We start from the raw sequence: 17,071 nt of genomic DNA, 5'->3' as shown, positions 1-17,071 counted from the left end.
GTCCCCCATCGCCTGAGGCGGTGGGGGACGAGTCGTTTTCACGGCAACGGTGCCGTGGCAAAAGGGGGTACTTCAGTGAGCCAGCTCTCCTTCTTCTCTGCGGAGGCGATGCCGCCGGCGATCACCGATCTGTGTGGTCTTCTCGCGGCGACGGGCCAGGTGGTCACGTCCGGCGGGCGGGCGCGCATCTCCATCGTGGTCGACGCGCAGTGGCGGGCGGAGGCGATCGCGGAGCTGATCGCGCAGGCCGGACTCGAGGTCGAGATCACGCGGAGCGACGAAGGTAGTCCCCTGGTCCGCACCGCGTCCGTCGTCGACCTGCGGCCTCTCGCGGACCAGTGGACGAGGGGAGCGGTCAAGGCGGTGCCCTCCGGCTGGGTGCCGTCGGGGCGTCAGCTGAGGGTGTGGGCGCTGGCGTCGGGTAGGGGTGAAGCGGAGGGCGAACGGTTCGTCCTCGGACTCGATCCGCACGCCCCGGATACCCACGCGCCGTTGGCCCAGGCCTTGATGCGGTCGGGCATCGCGCCGACGCTGATCGGCACCCGTGGGTCCGGTCCGGGTCTCCGGATCTCGGGTCGGCGTAGGCTCGGCAGACTCGTCGAGAGCATCGGCGAGGCTCCCGGAAATGTGGACGACCGTACCGGTTGGCCCCACGTGTAGGGCCGCGTAGACGGTACTGATCTGCGAGGATGGGTTCCGGGTATGTCACTCTAGTAATAGGCGAACCGGGTATAAAAGGGTTTGTCTGCACAACTGTCGAGTGGCAGCGATCGACTTCAGGAAGGCTCGGGCTTCACGTGGCTAAAGGGGACAACGGCAGTGCACAGGGTGCGGCGGGAGCGTCCGGCCAGCCTCGCCGCCTCGTGATCGTCGAGTCGCCGACCAAGGCCCGCAAGATCGCCCCGTACCTCGGAAAGAACTATGTCGTCGAGGCGTCGGTCGGCCACATCCGCGACCTTCCGCGAGGAGCCGCCGACGTCCCGGCCAAGTACAAAGGTGAGCCGTGGGCGCGGCTCGGCGTCAACGTCGACCAGGACTTCGAACCTCTCTACGTGGTCAGCCCGGAGAAGAAGTCCAAGGTCACGGAGCTGAAGAGCCTCCTCAAGGACGCCGACGAACTCTTCCTCGCCACCGACCCCGACCGCGAGGGCGAAGCGATCGCCTGGCACCTCCTCGAGACGCTCAAGCCGAAGATCCCGGTTCGCCGGATGGTCTTCCACGAGATCACCGAGCCGGCCATCCGCGCGGCGGCCGAGGACACCCGCGAGCTCGACACCGACCTGGTCGACGCGCAGGAGACCCGCCGCATCCTCGACCGTCTGTACGGCTACGAGGTCAGCCCCGTGCTGTGGAAGAAGGTCATGCCGCGGCTGTCGGCAGGCCGCGTGCAGTCCGTCGCGACCCGCGTCATCGTGCAGCGCGAACGCGAGCGGATGGCGTTCCGCTCGGCCTCCTACTGGGACATCTCCGCCACTCTCGACGCCGGCGCGGACGCCAGCCCCCGCAGTTTCGGGGCGCGTCTGGTGACCGTCGACGGGTCCCGGGTGGCCTCCGGCCGCGACTTCGGTTCGGACGGACAGCTGAAGACGAGCACCGTCACGGTTCTGGACGAGGCGCGGGCGCAGCGCCTGGCCGAGTCCCTCGCGGGTGTCGATCTCACCGTCTCCTCCGCGGAGAGCAAGCCGTACACCCGCAAGCCCTATGCACCGTTCATGACGTCGACGCTGCAGCAGGAGGCGGGCCGCAAGCTGCGGTTCACGTCCGAGCGGACCATGCGCATCGCGCAGCGGCTGTACGAGAACGGCTACATCACCTACATGCGAACCGACTCGACGACGCTGTCGTCGTCGGCGATCGCTGCCGCCCGGGCGCAGGCCACCGAGTTGTACGGGGCCGAGTATGTGCACGACACTCCGCGGCAGTACACCCGCAAGGTGAAGAACGCGCAGGAGGCACACGAGGCGATCCGCCCCGCCGGCGACGTGTTCCAGACCCCCGGTCAGCTGCATTCGCGCCTCGACACCGACGAGTTCCGTCTGTACGAGCTGATCTGGCAGCGCACCGTCGCGTCGCAGATGGCCGACGCACGGGGCACGACGCTGACGCTGCGGATCACCGGAACCGCGGGCACCGGCGAGGAGTGCACGTTCTCGTCGTCGGGCCGCACCATCACGTTCGCCGGCTTCCTGAAGGCCTACGTGGAGAGCGTCGACGAGGAGGCCGGCGGCCAGTCCGACGACGCCGAGTCCCGTCTGCCGGTGCTCGTCGAGGGCCAGGCGGTCACCGCCACCAAACTCGACCCCGACGGCCACACCACCAACCCACCCGCCCGGTACACCGAGGCGAGCCTGATCAAGACCCTCGAAGAGCTGGGCATCGGCCGCCCGTCCACGTATTCGTCGATCATCAAGACCATCCTCGATCGCGGATACGTCTATAAGCGCGGCAGCGCGCTGGTCCCGTCCTGGGTGGCGTTCGCCGTCATCGGCCTTCTCGAGATGCACTTCGGACGGTTGGTCGACTTCGACTTCACCGCCGGCATGGAAGACGACCTCGACGCGATCGCCGGTGGCCGCGAACAGCGCGGCAACTGGCTCAGCAGTTTCTACTTCGGCGGCGATCACGGAGCCGAGGGTTCGGTGGCCCGTGAGGGCGGCCTGAAGAAGATGGTCGGCGTCAACCTCGAAGAGATCGACGCCCGCGAGGTCAACTCGATCCGGCTCTTCGACGACGCCGAGGGACGGGAAGTGCACGTCCGCGTCGGACGGTTCGGTCCGTATCTCGAACGGATGGTCCAGAACCCGGACGACCCCGAGGGCGACCTCATCTCCCAGCGCGCCAACCTGCCCGACGACCTTCCGCCGGACGAGTTGACACCGGAGTACGCGGAGAAGCTGTTCTCGACGCCGCAGGAGGGTCGCAAGCTGGGCGTCGACCCGCTGACCGGGCACGAGATCGTCGCGAAGGAGGGCCGCTTCGGCCCGTACGTCACCGAGATCCTGCCCGAGCCGGAACCGGAGCCCGAGCCGGCCGTGGTGCCGGTGCCCGACGAATCGGCCGACGGGACGACCAAGACGAAGACCGCTGCTGCCAAGAAGGCACCCGCGAAGAAGGCGGCGAAGAAGGCCACCGGCCCGAAGCCGCGGACGGGCTCGCTGCTCAAGTCCATGGACCTGGCGACGGTGACCCTCGACGACGCCCTCAAGCTGCTGTCGCTGCCGCGTGTGGTGGGTGTCGATCCGGAGTCGAAGGAGGAGATCACCGCGCAGAACGGCCGCTACGGCCCGTACCTGAAGAAGGGCACGGACTCGCGGTCCCTCGCCAACGAGGACCAGATGTTCACGGTGACCCTCGACGAGGCGCTGAAGATCTACGCGGAACCGAAACGTCGCGGACGTCAGGCCGCCGCCACCCCGCCGCTGCGTGAGCTGGGCGTCGACTCGGTCAGCGAGAAGCCGATGGTGATCAAGGACGGCCGGTTCGGACCGTACGTCACGGACGGTGAAACCAACGCCAGCCTCCGCAAGGGCGACGAGGTGGAGTCCATCACCGACGCTCGCGCTTCGGAACTGCTCGCGGATCGGCGTGCCCGCGGCCCCGTCAAGAAGAAGGCCGCTGCGAAGAAGGCGCCCGCCAAGAAGGCTGCGAAAAAGACCGCCGCCAAGAAGGCACCCGCCAAGAAGGCCGCCTCGACGAAGGCCGCGGACAAGAAGGCGTGAGCCGGTACCGCGGGCCGGTAGGGATGTCGCACGTGCCGGTTAGGCTGGCGCGATGACGGTATTCGACCGGTTGGTGGGCCAGGAGGACGTCGAGTCCGAGCTGACGGCCGCGGCGACTGCCGCCCGTCGTGGAGTCGGCGAGATGGGCTCCGCGATGACGCATTCGTGGCTGTTCACCGGCCCGCCCGGCTCGGGTAGGTCGGTGGCGGCGCAGTGTTTCGCCGCCGCCCTGCAGTGCACGAGCGACGGCACACCCGGCTGCGGCGCCTGCCACGCCTGCACCACCGCGATGGCCGGCACCCACGGCGACGTCCGGCAGGTCGTCCCCGAGGGCCTGAGCATCAGCGTCAAGGAGATGCGCGCCATCGTGCAGACCGCCGCCCGCCGTCCCAGTACCGGGCGCTGGCAGATTGTCGTCGTCGAGGACGCGGACCGGCTCACCGAGGGTGCGGCCAACGCGCTCCTGAAAGTGGTGGAGGAGCCACCGGACCGCACCGTGTTCCTGCTGTGCGCGCCGTCCGTCGACCCGCAGGACATCTCCGTGACGCTGCGGTCGCGCTGCCGGCACATCCATCTCGTGACGCCTTCGGCCGACTCCATCGCCAAGGTCCTGCGCGAGCGGGACGGCCTGGCCCCCGAAGACGCGCAACTGGCGGCCTCGATCAGCGGCGGCCACGTCGGGCGCGCCCGGCGTCTCGCGACGGATCTGAACGCCAAGGTGCGTCGGAAGGACGCGCTCGATCTGGCGGTCGCGGCGCTGCGGCCGGCCACCGCGTTCGCCGCAGCGGAGGAACTTGTGCGTTCCGCCGACGCGGAGGCGAAGGAGATGAGCGCCGCTCGGGACGAGCAGGAGACCGAAGAGTTGCGCACCGCTCTGGGCGCGGGCGGTACCGGTAAGGGTGCGGCCGGAGCCCTCCGTGGTTCGGCAGGCGTGCTGAAGGATCTCGAGAAGCGCCAGAAGTCCCGGGCCACCCGCACGGGCCGCGACGCACTCGACCGCGCACTGATCGATCTGGCCGGTCTCTACCGCGACGCGCTCGCCGTCGCGTGGAAGTCGAACGCCGCCGCGAATCACCCGGACATGGCCGATCGAGCCGCCGACCTCGCGTCGCGAACAACCCCGGAAGGCCTTCTGAAGTGCATCGAAGCCGTCCTGGAGTGCCGCGAGGCGATCACCGTCAACGTCAAACCGCAGTGGGCTGTCGACGCCATGGTGGCCAGTCTCGGCGACGCGTTCAGGGAGCCGTTTTCGCATACTCGGGGTTGAGGCGCTAGACTCGCCACCGCCGAAAGGCACCGCTGCCTTAGCTCAGTCGGTAGAGCATTTCACTCGTAATGAAAAGGTCGAGAGTTCGATTCTCTCAGGCAGCTCAGCGGTCCTCTGGCCCTTCCCGATCAGTCGGGAAGGGCCAGAGTCGTCTCCGGGGTCCGATCCACCGCAGACCGGAAGAATCGGGAAGACTGGACGGGTGGACACCCAGAGTGGAACTCCGGCGACGCGGGCGGTCGGTCTGCGTGCACTCGGAGCACCCGCCGCTGTCGCCGCCGGCGCCGTGGTCGCGACCGCCGTCCTCCACTTCCGGGATCCGCATCAACCGGGTTCGTACGGTTTCTGTCCCGTCTACGCCCTGACCGGGTGGTGGTGCCCGGCCTGTGGCGGGCTGCGGGCAGTGCACGACCTGACCAACCTCGACCTCGGCGCGGCCGTCGCCGGCAATGTTCTGATCGTCCCGTTCATCGCGGTCATGGTTTTCGCCTGGATCGGCTGGGCACGTCACCGCTGGCAAGGACGACGCGACCGCGTCTTCGTGGTGGGACCGCGAGTGACAGTGGGTGTGCTCATTGTGCTTGCGGCGTTTACCGTCACCAGGAACACATCTTGGGGAAGCTGGCTCGCGCCGGTCTGACACCTGGTCGCCGCGGGCACGAAACAGAGAGTCGGTTCACAGATGGCAATGCAGGTCTTTTCGTTGATCGCGATCCTGGGCGCGCTGATCGTCCTCATTCCGACCGCGCTGCGAGTCTTCGGCAAGAGCGACAACGTGAAGGCGCCGGACGAGACCGAGGAGTGACCGTGTTGCACTCTCGACAACCCATCGCCGCACGACCATGATTTCGATATGAGCGATTCGCTGAAGGACCGGGTGCGCGAGAAGCTGTTGCGTCAGCTGGCCGAGGACGGGGGGCACCCGGTCCAGGAGGCGGAGGGGGACGACCCACGATTGGTCTCCATCGACTCCGACCTCGCGACGTTGGAACAGGCATCGGAGGGAGATCTGGTGATCGAGGAGCTGGCTGCCAAGTACTGGGTGCCCTGAATCGGCCGAATAGCGACGTTGACCTGGCGATTTGGTGTTCTCGTTTCCCTTCGCGTAACTTATTCCAGGTCAGAGCGACACGGACACCGACCCCGGCCGGAAGGCGGGGGACACGAGGTTGGACGAAGGCGCCTGGTAAATCGGAAGTTCACCGCCGTGTATGGTGGTGCTTCAATCCCGGTTTGATCTTGATCAGCGTCACGGCTTGCGCCGGTGAGGCTGGTAGGATAAGATGGAACGGTTGCCCCGGAGAGGCTGAAGTTGATACTTCGGCAGTGATGGTGTGCGCGTGTTCTTTGAGAACTCAACAGTGTGTCGATGAATGTCAGTGCCAAATGTTTTTGGTACTCCGCATCACGGATTGCTTTCGGGGCCTTCGGGTTTCGGGGTGTGTGGTGTGGGTATTTGCTGGCTTCCCTCCTTCTTCCGTCGGTGGGGGGTCAGTGTTTGATAATGCTAGTTTGAGTTTTTGATCGCTAGTGATTTGACTCGATGTCTATGACTGATTAACGGGTTCGCCTGTGAAATCTAGAGTCTTCAACGGAGAGTTTGATCCTGGCTCAGGACGAACGCTGGCGGCGTGCTTAACACATGCAAGTCGAGCGGTAAGGCCCTTCGGGGTACACGAGCGGCGAACGGGTGAGTAACACGTGGGTGATCTGCCCTGCACTTCGGGATAAGCCTGGGAAACTGGGTCTAATACCGGATATGACCAAGGACTGCATGGTTTTTGGTGGAAAGGTTTACTGGTGCAGGATGGGCCCGCGGCCTATCAGCTTGTTGGTGGGGTAATGGCCTACCAAGGCGACGACGGGTAGCCGACCTGAGAGGGTGACCGGCCACACTGGGACTGAGACACGGCCCAGACTCCTACGGGAGGCAGCAGTGGGGAATATTGCACAATGGGCGAAAGCCTGATGCAGCGACGCCGCGTGAGGGATGACGGCCTTCGGGTTGTAAACCTCTTTCAGCAGGGACGAAGCGAGAGTGACGGTACCTGCAGAAGAAGCACCGGCCAACTACGTGCCAGCAGCCGCGGTAATACGTAGGGTGCAAGCGTTGTCCGGAATTACTGGGCGTAAAGAGCTCGTAGGCGGTTTGTCGCGTCGTCTGTGAAAACTCGAGGCTCAACCTCGAGCTTGCAGGCGATACGGGCAGACTTGAGTACTGCAGGGGAGACTGGAATTCCTGGTGTAGCGGTGAAATGCGCAGATATCAGGAGGAACACCGGTGGCGAAGGCGGGTCTCTGGGCAGTAACTGACGCTGAGGAGCGAAAGCGTGGGTAGCGAACAGGATTAGATACCCTGGTAGTCCACGCCGTAAACGGTGGGCGCTAGGTGTGGGTTTCCTTCCACGGGATCCGTGCCGTAGCTAACGCATTAAGCGCCCCGCCTGGGGAGTACGGCCGCAAGGCTAAAACTCAAAGGAATTGACGGGGGCCCGCACAAGCGGCGGAGCATGTGGATTAATTCGATGCAACGCGAAGAACCTTACCTGGGTTTGACATATACCGGAAAGCCGTAGAGATACGGCCCCCCTTGTGGTCGGTATACAGGTGGTGCATGGCTGTCGTCAGCTCGTGTCGTGAGATGTTGGGTTAAGTCCCGCAACGAGCGCAACCCTTGTCTTATGTTGCCAGCACGTAATGGTGGGGACTCGTAAGAGACTGCCGGGGTCAACTCGGAGGAAGGTGGGGACGACGTCAAGTCATCATGCCCCTTATGTCCAGGGCTTCACACATGCTACAATGGCCAGTACAGAGGGCTGCGAGACCGTGAGGTGGAGCGAATCCCTTAAAGCTGGTCTCAGTTCGGATCGGGGTCTGCAACTCGACCCCGTGAAGTCGGAGTCGCTAGTAATCGCAGATCAGCAACGCTGCGGTGAATACGTTCCCGGGCCTTGTACACACCGCCCGTCACGTCATGAAAGTCGGTAACACCCGAAGCCGGTGGCCTAACCCCTTGTGGGAGGGAGCCGTCGAAGGTGGGATCGGCGATTGGGACGAAGTCGTAACAAGGTAGCCGTACCGGAAGGTGCGGCTGGATCACCTCCTTTCTAAGGAGCACATCTCCAATGCTGTTGTCACACAGGTGCACAACGGGTTGGCAGAGACTGTTTCGTTCCCACATGTGGAACGGCAGACGCTCATGGGTGGAACACTGACACATTTTCCCGCGTATCGGTCGATCTGATGATCGGCCGGCGGGTGATATATCGATGCACTGTTGGGTCCTGAGAGAACACGCGAGTGTTTTTTCCAGGTAAGAACGACAAGCGATCATGGTGGTCATACCGGCCGGGTTTTTCCGGTGTTCGGTGGCGACAAGAACATGGTTGGTTGTGTGTTGTTTGAGAACTGCACAGTGGACGCGAGCATCTTTGTTGTAAGTAATGAAGAGCGTACGGTGGATGCCTTGGCACCAGGAGCCGATGAAGGACGTAGGAGGCTGCGATAAGCCTCGGGGAGCTGTCAACCGAGCTGAGATCCGAGGATGTCCGAATGGGGAAACCCAGCACGAGTGATGTCGTGTTACCCGCACCTGAATATATAGGGTGTGTGGAGGGAACGTGGGGAAGTGAAACATCTCAGTACCCACAGGAAGAGAAAACAATAGTGATTCCGTGAGTAGTGGCGAGCGAAAGCGGAAGAGGCTAAACCATGGATGTGTGATAGCCGGCAGGTGTTGCATTCGTGGGGTTGTGGGGTTCATCTTGTCAATGCTGCCGTGTTGGCCGACAGTAAGAAATCATTGTGTTAGTGGAAGTGGTCTGGAACGGCCTGTCGTAGAGGGTGAGAGTCCCGTACACGAAAACATGATGACTGTCGTGATGGAAACCCAAGTAGCACCGGGCCCGTGAAATCTGGTGTGAATCTGTCGGGACCACCCGATAAGCCTGAATACTCCCTGGTGACCGATAGCGGACTAGTACCGTGAGGGAAAGGTGAAAAGTACCCCGGGAGGGGAGTGAAATAGTACCTGAAACCGTGCGCTTACAATCCGTCAAAGCCTTCGAGTGACTTGTCACTGGGGGTGATGGCGTGCCTTTTGAAGAATGAGCCTGCGAGTTAGTGGCATGTCGCGAGGTTAACCCGTGTGGGGTAGCCGTAGCGAAAGCGAGTCCGAATAGGGCGTTTTAGTGGCATGTTCTAGACCCGAAGCGGAGTGATCTACCCATGGCCAGGTTGAAGCGACGGTAAGACGTCGTGGAGGACCGAACCCACTTAGGTTGAAAACTGAGGGGATGAGCTGTGGGTAGGGGTGAAAGGCCAATCAAACTCCGTGATAGCTGGTTCTCCCCGAAATGCATTTAGGTGCAGCGTCGCGTGTTTCTCACCGGAGGTAGAGCTACTGGATGGTCTAGGGGGCCCACAAGCTTACCGAAATCAGCCAAACTCCGAATGCCGGTGAGTGAGAGCGCGGCAGTGAGACTGCGGGCGATAAGGTTCGTAGTCGAGAGGGAAACAGCCCAGATCGCCAGCTAAGGTCCCTAAGCGTGTACTAAGTGGAAAAGGATGTGGGGTCGCGAAGACAACCAGGAGGTTGGCTTAGAAGCAGCCACCCTTGAAAGAGTGCGTAATAGCTCACTGGTCAAGTGATCCTGCGCCGACAATGTAGCGGGGCTCAAGTACACCACCGAAGCTGCGGCATTCACACAATGCACCCCTGCGATTCTGCGGAGTCGTGGGCAGTGGTGTGGATGGGTAGGGGAGCGTCGTGTGGCCATGGAAGCGGCGGGGTGACCCAGCCGTGGAGGCCACACGAGTGAGAATGCAGGCATGAGTAGCGAAAGACGAGTGAGAAACTCGTCCGCCGAATGACCAAGGGTTCCTGGGCCAGGTTAATCCGCCCAGGGTGAGTCGGGACCTAAGACGAGGCCGACAGGCGTAGCCGATGGACAACGGGTTGATATTCCCGTACCCGTGTGAACGCGCCCCTGGTGAATCAGTGATACTAACCATCCTGAAGCGTCCTTACGTCCCTTCGGGGGCCCTGGATGTGGATGCATGGGACCTGATCTGGTAGTAGCCAAGCGATGGGGTGACGCAGGAAGGTAGCTGAGCCAGTCAGTGGTAATACTGGTGTAAGCCTGTAGGGCGAATGGTAGGCAAATCCGCCATTCACACAGCCTGAGAGGTGACGCATAGCCGAATGAGGCGAATTCAGTGATCCTATGCTGCCGAGAAAAGCCTCTAGCGAGCTTTCACACGGCCCGTACCCCAAACCGACACAGGTGGTCAGGTAGAGAATACTAAGGCGATCGAGATAACTATGGTTAAGGAACTCGGCAAAATGCCCCCGTAACTTCGGGAGAAGGGGGGCCTCGTCCGGTGATCACTCTTGCAGTGTGAGCTGGGTGGGGCCGCAGAGACCAGTGAGAAGCGACTGTTTACTAAAAACACAGGTCCGTGCGAAGTCGTAAGACGATGTATACGGACTGACGCCTGCCCGGTGCTGGAAGGTTAAGAGGACCGGTTAGCTCTTCGGAGCGAAGCTGAGAATTTAAGCCCCAGTAAACGGCGGTGGTAACTATAACCATCCTAAGGTAGCGAAATTCCTTGTCGGGTAAGTTCCGACCTGCACGAATGGCGTAACGACTTCTCAGCTGTCTCAACCATAGACTCGGCGAAATTGCATTACGAGTAAAGATGCTCGTTACGCGCGGCAGGACGAAAAGACCCCGGGACCTTCACTACAGCTTGGTATTGGTGTTCGGTTCGGTTTGTGTAGGATAGGTGGGAGACTGTGAAGCGCTCACGCCAGTGAGTGTGGAGTCGTTGTTGAAATACCACTCTGATCGTATTGGACCTCTAACCTCGGACCATGATCTGGTTCAGGGACAGTGCCTGGTGGGTAGTTTAACTGGGGCGGTTGCCTCCCAAAATGTAACGGAGGCGCCCAAAGGTTCCCTCAGCCTGGTTGGCAATCAGGTGTCGAGTGCAAGTGCACAAGGGAGCTTGACTGTGAGACTGACAGGTCGAGCAGGGACGAAAGTCGGGACTAGTGATCCGGCACCGGCAAGTGGAAGCGGTGTCGCTCAACGGATAAAAGGTACCCCGGGGATAACAGGCTGATCTTCCCCAAGAGTCCATATCGACGGGATGGTTTGGCACCTCGATGTCGGCTCGTCGCATCCTGGGGCTGGAGTAGGTCCCAAGGGTTGGGCTGTTCGCCCATTAAAGCGGCACGCGAGCTGGGTTTAGAACGTCGTGAGACAGTTCGGTCTCTATCCGCCGCGCGCGTTAGAAACTTGAGGAAGGCTGTCCCTAGTACGAGAGGACCGGGACGGACGAACCTCTGGTGTGCCAGTTGTTCCACCAGGAGCACCGCTGGTTAGCTACGTTCGGAAGGGATAACCGCTGAAAGCATCTAAGCGGGAAGCCTGTTCCAAGATGAGGTTTCTCACCCCCTCGAGGGGGTAAGGCCCCCGGCAGACCACCGGGTTGATAGGCCAGAACTGGAAGTCCGGTAACGGATGCAGGTGACTGGTACTAATAGGCCGAGGACTTACCACAAAGAAGCTACGCGTCCACTGTGCAGTATCTGAAACAACACACGTTTCGGAACTGAAGAAGAAGAACCACCACCACCATCGGTCCAACGATGTGTGGTTGTGTCTTCGCTGATGTTCCGTGTGACAGTTTCATAGAGTTACGGCGGCCATAGCGGAGGGGAAACGCCCGGTCCCATTCCGAACCCGGAAGCTAAGCCCTCCAGCGCCGATGGTACTGCACCCGACAGGGTGTGGGAGAGTAGGACACCGCCGAACATCCGTTACCGAAAGCCCCCCAGCCTCGTTGGGGGGCTTTCGGCATTTCACAACACTTTCACCCACCGCAACTTGATAACGCTGCGGTAACGTCCCCCCGGTTCCCCTTTGGCAGGTCCTTCGCCTGCGTAACGTGGCCCGGGCAGATCCGTTGGGATCGTGCCGTGCGGTGCGCGTCCTCCCGGATCACCCGAGGTGACGAAGGGGAATCTGTGGTGACGAGCACGATGTCGAAACAACGTCCGGCTGTCAGAGCGGCTGTCGCGTTCGCAGGCTTGATGGTGGCCGCCGGCTCCGTCGCGGGGTGCACGAAGACCGACACCGCGAGCGGCGGATCGCTCCTCCAGCAACTGCAGGACAGCGGAACGGTGACCGTCGGTTTCGCCGGCGAGGCGCCGTACAGCTTCGAGCAGGACGGAAAGTTGACCGGCGCCACCGTGGCGTTGCACCGGGAAATCTTCGAGAACCTCGGCATCGACAACGTCGAGGGCGTGAGCACCGACTTCGGAGCCCTCATTCCCGGACTGCAGGCCCGCCGCTTCGACGTCGTCAGTGCCGGCATGTCGATCCTGCCGCAGCGCTGCGAGCAGGCAGCGTTCAGTGAGCCGGAATTCAACTACACGACCGCGCTGATGGTGCCCAAGGGCAATCCCGCGAACCTCACCGACATGCAATCGGTGCAGCAGAGCGGGGTGCGGATGGCCGCGATGACCGGGGCGATCGAATCGGACTACGCGCAGCAACTCGGAATCGACGCGATGCAGGTGGCGTCGCCGCAGGACGGAATGGACGCCGTCGCCAACGGGCGAGCGGATGTCTTTGCGCTCACCGGGATCTCGCTGAACTGGCTGGCGCAGAACAACCCGCAGGTCCCGGTGGAGGTGACCAACTCGTTCGTCGCAGTGATCGACGGGGTGCCCCAGGTCGGCGCCGGCGGAACGGTCTTCCGGAAGGAGGACACGGAGTTGCGCGACGCCTACAACGCCGAACTCGCCAAGATCACCTCCGACAAGGAGAAGTACCTGTCGATCGTCGGACCGTTCGGATTCACCGAAGAGGAACTGCCCGATCCGAACCTGACCACCGCCAAACTCTGCGGCGAGACCGGCTGATCGACGCCGGGGTCTGCTGCCTGTGAAGGACAACATCGACGCGCTGCTGGATGCGTGGCCGAGCATCCAGGAAGGCATCGTCGTCACGCTCCAACTGACGGCGGGAGGCGCGCTCCTGGCGTTCGTGCTCGCGCTCGCTCTCGGGTTGGCTGCCCGTGCCCACAACATCGTGATCCGGGGATCGGCTCGCGCGTTCATCGAATTCTTCCGGGGCACTTCGCTGTTGGTGCAGTTGTTCTGGTTGTTCTACGTGGTTCCGCTGTTCGGCTATCTCATCGACCCGGTGCTGTGCGGGATCCTCGCGCTCGGGCTCAACTACGGCGCCTACGGAGCCGAGGTGGTCCGCGGTGCGATCAACTCGGTGCCGCAATCGCAGTGGGAGGCGGCGACGGCACTGGACTTCAGTCACTGGCAACGGCTGCGCCGGGTGGTCTTCCCGCAGGCGTGGGCCGAGATGATTCCTCCGCTGACGAATCTGCTGATCCAGCTCCTCAAGGGCACCGCGCTCGCGAGCTACATCCTTTTGCAGGACTTGACCTTCGAGATCGACCAGCTGCGGCAGACGACCGGGAACACGCTCTTCGCGTTCGGTGTGGGGCTCGTCATCTATTTCGTCATCGGCTATGTGCTGACCCTGCTGATGAACGCGCTCGAGGTGCGGGCGAAGAATCGCCTCGGCACGGGGCCGTCTCTGCGTGAAATCTTCAGTCTCGCACCGTCCGATCCACGGGGATTGGAGGCGGCGAAACAATGAGTGCCCACTGGAGCTGGGACCGCGCATTCGAGGCTCTGCCCGTGCTGCTCGAGGGTTTCAAGATCACCCTGATCGCCACCGTGCTCGGGTTCCTGATCTCCGTCGTACTCGGACTCGTCATCGCGTTGATCCGGCAGGCCGCACCGCGGTGGGTGAGTGTGCCGGTCCGCGCGGTCAGCGAATTCATCCGGCTGACCCCGCTCGTCGTGCAACTGCTGTTCGTGTACTACACGTTCACGGGACTGTCTCCGCTGCAGATCGGTGTGGTGGTGCTCGGAATTCATTATTCGACGTACATGGCAGAGGTGTACCGGGCGGGGATCGAAGCGGTGCCCGTCGGTCAGTGGGAGGCGGCGCGGGCGTTGTCCATAGCGCCGACCCGGACGTGGCGGGCGATCATTCTGCCGCAGGCCATCCGTCGCGTCGTCCCGGCGCTGGGCAACTACGCGGTGTCGATGTTCAAGGACACCCCGTTCCTGTTCGCCATCACTGTGGTGGAGATGGTGACGGCCGCACAACAGTTCGGTGCCCGGCACTTCCAGTACCTCGAACCGTTGACGCTGGCGGGTGTGATCTTCCTGCTCGCCAGCTACCCGACGTCCCTGCTCATACGGCGATTGGAGAGACGTCTTGCCCGATGACGCGAGCGCAGCAACCCCGATGATCCGATTCGACGACGTCGTCAAGCAGTTCGGCGACCATGTCGTGCTCGATCACCTGGATTTTCAGGTCGAACGCGGCGACCGTGTGACCCTCATCGGTCCGAGCGGATCGGGGAAGACGACGATCCTGCGGCTGCTCATGACCCTCGAGAAGGTGAACGACGGCGTCATCTGGGTGGACGGAGCGCCGCTGACGCACGAGGAGAAGGGCAGCAAACTCGTTCCGGCGTCGGAGAAGTACGTGCGCCGGATACGACGCCGGATCGGCATGGTCTTCCAGCAGTTCAACCTGTTCCCCAACATGAACGTGATCGAGAACATCACCGAAGCGCCTATCCACGTGCTCGGCCTGGACAAGGCCGCGGCCGCGAAGCGGGCACGTGAGTTGCTCGAGACGGTCGGTCTGTCGGACAAGGAGACCGCGCACCCGACGCAGCTGTCCGGCGGTCAGCAGCAGCGGGTCGCGATCGCGCGAGCCCTGGCGATGGACCCCGACATCCTGCTGCTCGACGAGGTGACGTCGGCACTGGATCCGGAGTTGGTGGCGGACGTCCTCGACGTGCTCAGGGACGTCGCGCGCACCACCGACATCACGATGCTGATCGTCACACACGAGATGCAGTTCGCGCGGGACGTGTCGAACCGGGTGATGATGTTCGACGCGGGCCGCATCGTGGAAGAAGGCGACCCGGCCACGATCTTCACTGCGCCGAAACACGAGCGCACCAAGACGTTCCTGAAGGCTGTACTGGCCGACTGATTCCCGGACTAGCGTGAGGTGGTCGCGAGTTCCGTGTCGTCGGCGGGAGCGCGCCGTGCCAGCCTGCCTGCCATCCACGCGCACACCAGCAACTGCAGTTGGTGGAACAGCATGAGCGGCAGCACGATCAGGCCGATCGGCTGGCTGGCGAACAGGACGGTGGCCATCGGAAGACCGGTGGCGAGGCTCTTCTTCGACCCGCAGAACGTAATCGTGATCTGATCGGCCCGGTCGAACCCGAGTCGCTTCGACCCGAACCAGGTGAGGGACAGGACGATCGCGAGCAGCACCGCGCACACCGCGAGCAGGCCGAGGAGCCGGCCGACGGACAGCGTGCCCCAGATGCCCTCGTTCATTCCTTCGCTGAATGCGACGTAGACGACCAGCAGGATCGACCCCCGGTCGACGAGCTTGAGCGGTGCGCCGTGCTTCTTCACCCACGGACCGATCCACCGTCGCACGGCCTGACCGGCGATGAACGGGAGCAGCAGCATGACGAGGATGCCGATCGCGGAGGACGCGTCGAAACCCGCACCCTCGCTCGTCATCAACAACGCCACGAGCAGCGGAGTGACGACGATGCCGAGGATGTTGGAGAACGACGCGCTGACGATCGCCCCGGGCACGTTGCCGCGGGCGATCGACACGAAGGCGATCGACGACTGGACGGTCGACGGCAGGAGGCAGACGTACAGAAGGCCCAGATACAGCGGCTGGGTCAGGATCGTCGGGACCAGCACGCGTGCGGCGATTCCGAGGAGCGGGAAGATGACGAACGTCGCCGCGAGGATGGTGAGGTGGAGCCGCCAGTGACGCAGGCCCTGCAGCGCCTCCTGTGTGGAGAGCCGGGCGCCGTAGAGGAAGAACAGAATTCCGACAGCAACCTTCGTGGCCCAGGTGAACGCCGTCAGGGCCGTGCCGTCAGCGGGGAGCAGGCTGGCGATCCCGACGGTGATCAGGATGCCGATGATGAACGGATCGAGTCTTCCGAGCAGCGGGATCTTGGTCAGCATGGTTCGACCGTAAGGAATCCGCGGATATTTCGAAAGGCGATAGTGACGTTTACTGTAATGCTGAACCGTGATAACAATGGATCATGTTCGATCCGGTTCACCTGCGGAGCTTCCTGGCGGTCGCGCGCACCAGGAGCTTCACCGCCGCCGCCCGGCGCCTGGACCTGCGGCAATCGACGGTCAGCCAGCACGTCGGCAAACTCGAGAACGCCGCCGGTCGCCGCCTGTTTCTGCGGGACACGCATTCGGTCGAACTGACGGCGGACGGCTCCGTGATGGTGGGGTTCGCGACGTCGATACTCGAGCGGCACTCGGACGCCGAACGCTACTTCACGCAGTCCGGGGTGCGCGGACGCGTCCGGTTCGGCGCGTCCGAAGATCTGGTTCTGCACGAACTCCCCCGGATTCTGGGCGAGTTCCGGCGCAGCCATCCGCTCGTGGATCTCGAACTCACCGTGGCGTTGAGCGAAGTGCTGTTCCGGCAACTGCACGAAGGCCGGCTGGACCTGGTCTTCGGGAAGCGGCGCCGAGGAGACAGGCACGGGGAACTGGTGTGGACCGACCGGTTGGCGTTCTTCGCCGCACCCGATTTCGTGCCGGACGCCGAGGGCCCGGTGCCGCTGGTGACGTACCCGCCGCCGTCGATCACGCGGGCAGCGGCGCTGGACGCCCTGGAGAAATCCGGGCGCGGCGCGCGCGTGGCCTGCGTGACGGACAGCTTGAACGGGTTGCGGGCCGCCTGCCTCGCGGGTCTCGGCGTCGTGTTCCACGCGGAGACCCTTCCACCCGCGGGGCTGGTTCCGGTGCGGATGCGTTCGCGCGACGAGTGGGGGCCCGCGGTCGACGTCGAATTCGTGCTGGAGGCCCGCCGGAGCGTTCTCAGCGAACCGGAGCAGGCGTTGCGCGCCGCCATCCTCGAGAACGCGGATCGACTGCGCGCGTGACCTCGGTGGGAGGGCTGCC

12 protein-coding genes, 1 tRNA gene and 3 rRNA genes are annotated in these 17,071 nt (G+C 63.1%); 15 read left to right on the top strand and 1 reads right to left on the bottom strand.

The genetic code is table 11. The annotated features are described in order from the left end of the window. Positions 1 to 75: 75 nt before the first annotated feature. The 14 genes from BLV94_RS23835 to ehuA all read left to right on the top strand — a co-directional run bounded on the left by BLV94_RS23835 (position 76) and on the right by ehuA (position 15,095). Positions 76 to 660: a hypothetical protein gene (locus tag BLV94_RS23835; RefSeq protein WP_072938019.1), complete on the top strand. Its 585-nt coding sequence runs from the start codon at positions 76 to 78 to the stop codon at positions 658 to 660. Between the two features lie 137 nt (positions 661 to 797). Further along, the gene (gene topA / locus BLV94_RS23830; protein ID WP_072938018.1) at positions 798 to 3,719 is read left to right on the top strand and encodes a type I DNA topoisomerase; all 2,922 of its coding nucleotides are present in this window, start codon (positions 798 to 800) and stop codon (positions 3,717 to 3,719) included. Positions 3,720 to 3,771: 52 nt separating this feature from the next. After that, positions 3,772 to 4,986: a DNA polymerase III subunit delta' gene (locus BLV94_RS23825; protein WP_072938016.1), complete on the top strand. Its 1,215-nt coding sequence runs from the start codon at positions 3,772 to 3,774 to the stop codon at positions 4,984 to 4,986. 31 nt (positions 4,987 to 5,017) lie between these two features. Continuing rightward, positions 5,018 to 5,090: transfer RNA gene (locus BLV94_RS23820), tRNA-Thr, on the top strand. A gap of 98 nt (positions 5,091 to 5,188) precedes the next feature. After that, entirely contained in the window at positions 5,189 to 5,626 is a 438-nt protein-coding gene (locus tag BLV94_RS23815) for a DUF2752 domain-containing protein (RefSeq protein WP_072938015.1), read from the top strand. A gap of 42 nt (positions 5,627 to 5,668) precedes the next feature. Continuing rightward, positions 5,669 to 5,791, top strand: a complete 123-nt coding sequence (locus BLV94_RS51600) for a hypothetical protein (RefSeq protein WP_005248443.1) — start codon at positions 5,669 to 5,671, stop codon at positions 5,789 to 5,791. Between the two features lie 48 nt (positions 5,792 to 5,839). Further along, complete coding sequence (locus BLV94_RS23810) at positions 5,840 to 6,037, top strand: hypothetical protein (protein WP_072938013.1); 198 nt, start codon at positions 5,840 to 5,842, stop codon at positions 6,035 to 6,037. A gap of 537 nt (positions 6,038 to 6,574) precedes the next feature. Beyond that, positions 6,575 to 8,093 (top strand): 16S ribosomal RNA (locus BLV94_RS23805). 327 nt (positions 8,094 to 8,420) lie between these two features. Continuing rightward, positions 8,421 to 11,553 (top strand): 23S ribosomal RNA (locus BLV94_RS23800). Between the two features lie 137 nt (positions 11,554 to 11,690). Further along, positions 11,691 to 11,807 (top strand): 5S ribosomal RNA (rrf, locus tag BLV94_RS23795). The 16S, 23S and 5S rRNA genes sit together here, the layout of an rRNA operon. A gap of 227 nt (positions 11,808 to 12,034) precedes the next feature. Beyond that, positions 12,035 to 12,919: an ectoine/hydroxyectoine ABC transporter substrate-binding protein EhuB gene (gene ehuB / locus BLV94_RS23790; protein WP_072947390.1), complete on the top strand. Its 885-nt coding sequence runs from the start codon at positions 12,035 to 12,037 to the stop codon at positions 12,917 to 12,919. A 22-nt stretch (positions 12,920 to 12,941) separates the two neighbouring features. Next, complete coding sequence (ehuC, locus tag BLV94_RS23785) at positions 12,942 to 13,673, top strand: ectoine/hydroxyectoine ABC transporter permease subunit EhuC (protein ID WP_072947316.1); 732 nt, start codon at positions 12,942 to 12,944, stop codon at positions 13,671 to 13,673. Beyond that, on the top strand, positions 13,670 to 14,314 hold the full coding sequence (gene ehuD / locus BLV94_RS23780; RefSeq protein WP_072947317.1) for an ectoine/hydroxyectoine ABC transporter permease subunit EhuD: 645 nt from the start codon (positions 13,670 to 13,672) through the stop codon (positions 14,312 to 14,314). Before ehuC ends, ehuD begins: the two co-directional genes overlap by 4 nt. Positions 14,315 to 14,333: 19 nt before the next feature. After that, on the top strand, positions 14,334 to 15,095 hold the full coding sequence (gene ehuA / locus BLV94_RS23775; protein WP_072947318.1) for an ectoine/hydroxyectoine ABC transporter ATP-binding protein EhuA: 762 nt from the start codon (positions 14,334 to 14,336) through the stop codon (positions 15,093 to 15,095). Positions 15,096 to 15,103: 8 nt separating this feature from the next. Here the strand turns inward: ehuA and BLV94_RS23770 are convergent, their stop codons facing one another. Continuing rightward, positions 15,104 to 16,108 (bottom strand): bile acid:sodium symporter family protein, encoded by a 1,005-nt coding sequence (locus BLV94_RS23770; RefSeq protein ID WP_072947319.1) that lies wholly within the window; start codon positions 16,106 to 16,108, stop codon positions 15,104 to 15,106. An 83-nt stretch (positions 16,109 to 16,191) separates the two neighbouring features. Here BLV94_RS23770 and BLV94_RS23765 point away from each other — a divergent pair, with 83 nt between their 5' ends. Then, entirely contained in the window at positions 16,192 to 17,052 is an 861-nt protein-coding gene (locus BLV94_RS23765; RefSeq protein WP_072947320.1) for a LysR family transcriptional regulator, read from the top strand. Positions 17,053 to 17,071 lie beyond the last annotated feature (19 nt).

This window comes from Rhodococcus koreensis (assembly GCF_900105905.1).
Classification (GTDB): Bacteria; Actinomycetota; Actinomycetes; order Mycobacteriales; family Mycobacteriaceae; genus Rhodococcus_F; species Rhodococcus_F koreensis.
The sequence above is the reverse complement of the archived record's forward strand: the minus strand, read 5'-3'. Positions and strand labels throughout refer to the sequence as shown.

Bases quoted from the DNA above. Each gene is read 5' to 3' on its own strand.
- ehuA (WP_072947318.1), top strand. From the start codon at position 14,334: ATGATCCGATTCGACGACGTCGTCAAGCAGTTCGGCGACCATGTCGTG.
- BLV94_RS23770 (WP_072947319.1), bottom strand. From the start codon at position 16,108: ATGCTGACCAAGATCCCGCTGCTCGGAAGACTCGATCCGTTCATCATC.
- BLV94_RS23810 (WP_072938013.1), top strand. From the start codon at position 5,840: ATGAGCGATTCGCTGAAGGACCGGGTGCGCGAGAAGCTGTTGCGTCAG.
- ehuD (WP_072947317.1), top strand. From the start codon at position 13,670: ATGAGTGCCCACTGGAGCTGGGACCGCGCATTCGAGGCTCTGCCCGTG.
- BLV94_RS23825 (WP_072938016.1), top strand. From the start codon at position 3,772: ATGACGGTATTCGACCGGTTGGTGGGCCAGGAGGACGTCGAGTCCGAG.
- BLV94_RS23765 (WP_072947320.1), top strand. From the start codon at position 16,192: ATGTTCGATCCGGTTCACCTGCGGAGCTTCCTGGCGGTCGCGCGCACC.
- BLV94_RS51600 (WP_005248443.1), top strand. From the start codon at position 5,669: ATGGCAATGCAGGTCTTTTCGTTGATCGCGATCCTGGGCGCGCTGATC.
- ehuB (WP_072947390.1), top strand. From the start codon at position 12,035: ATGTCGAAACAACGTCCGGCTGTCAGAGCGGCTGTCGCGTTCGCAGGC.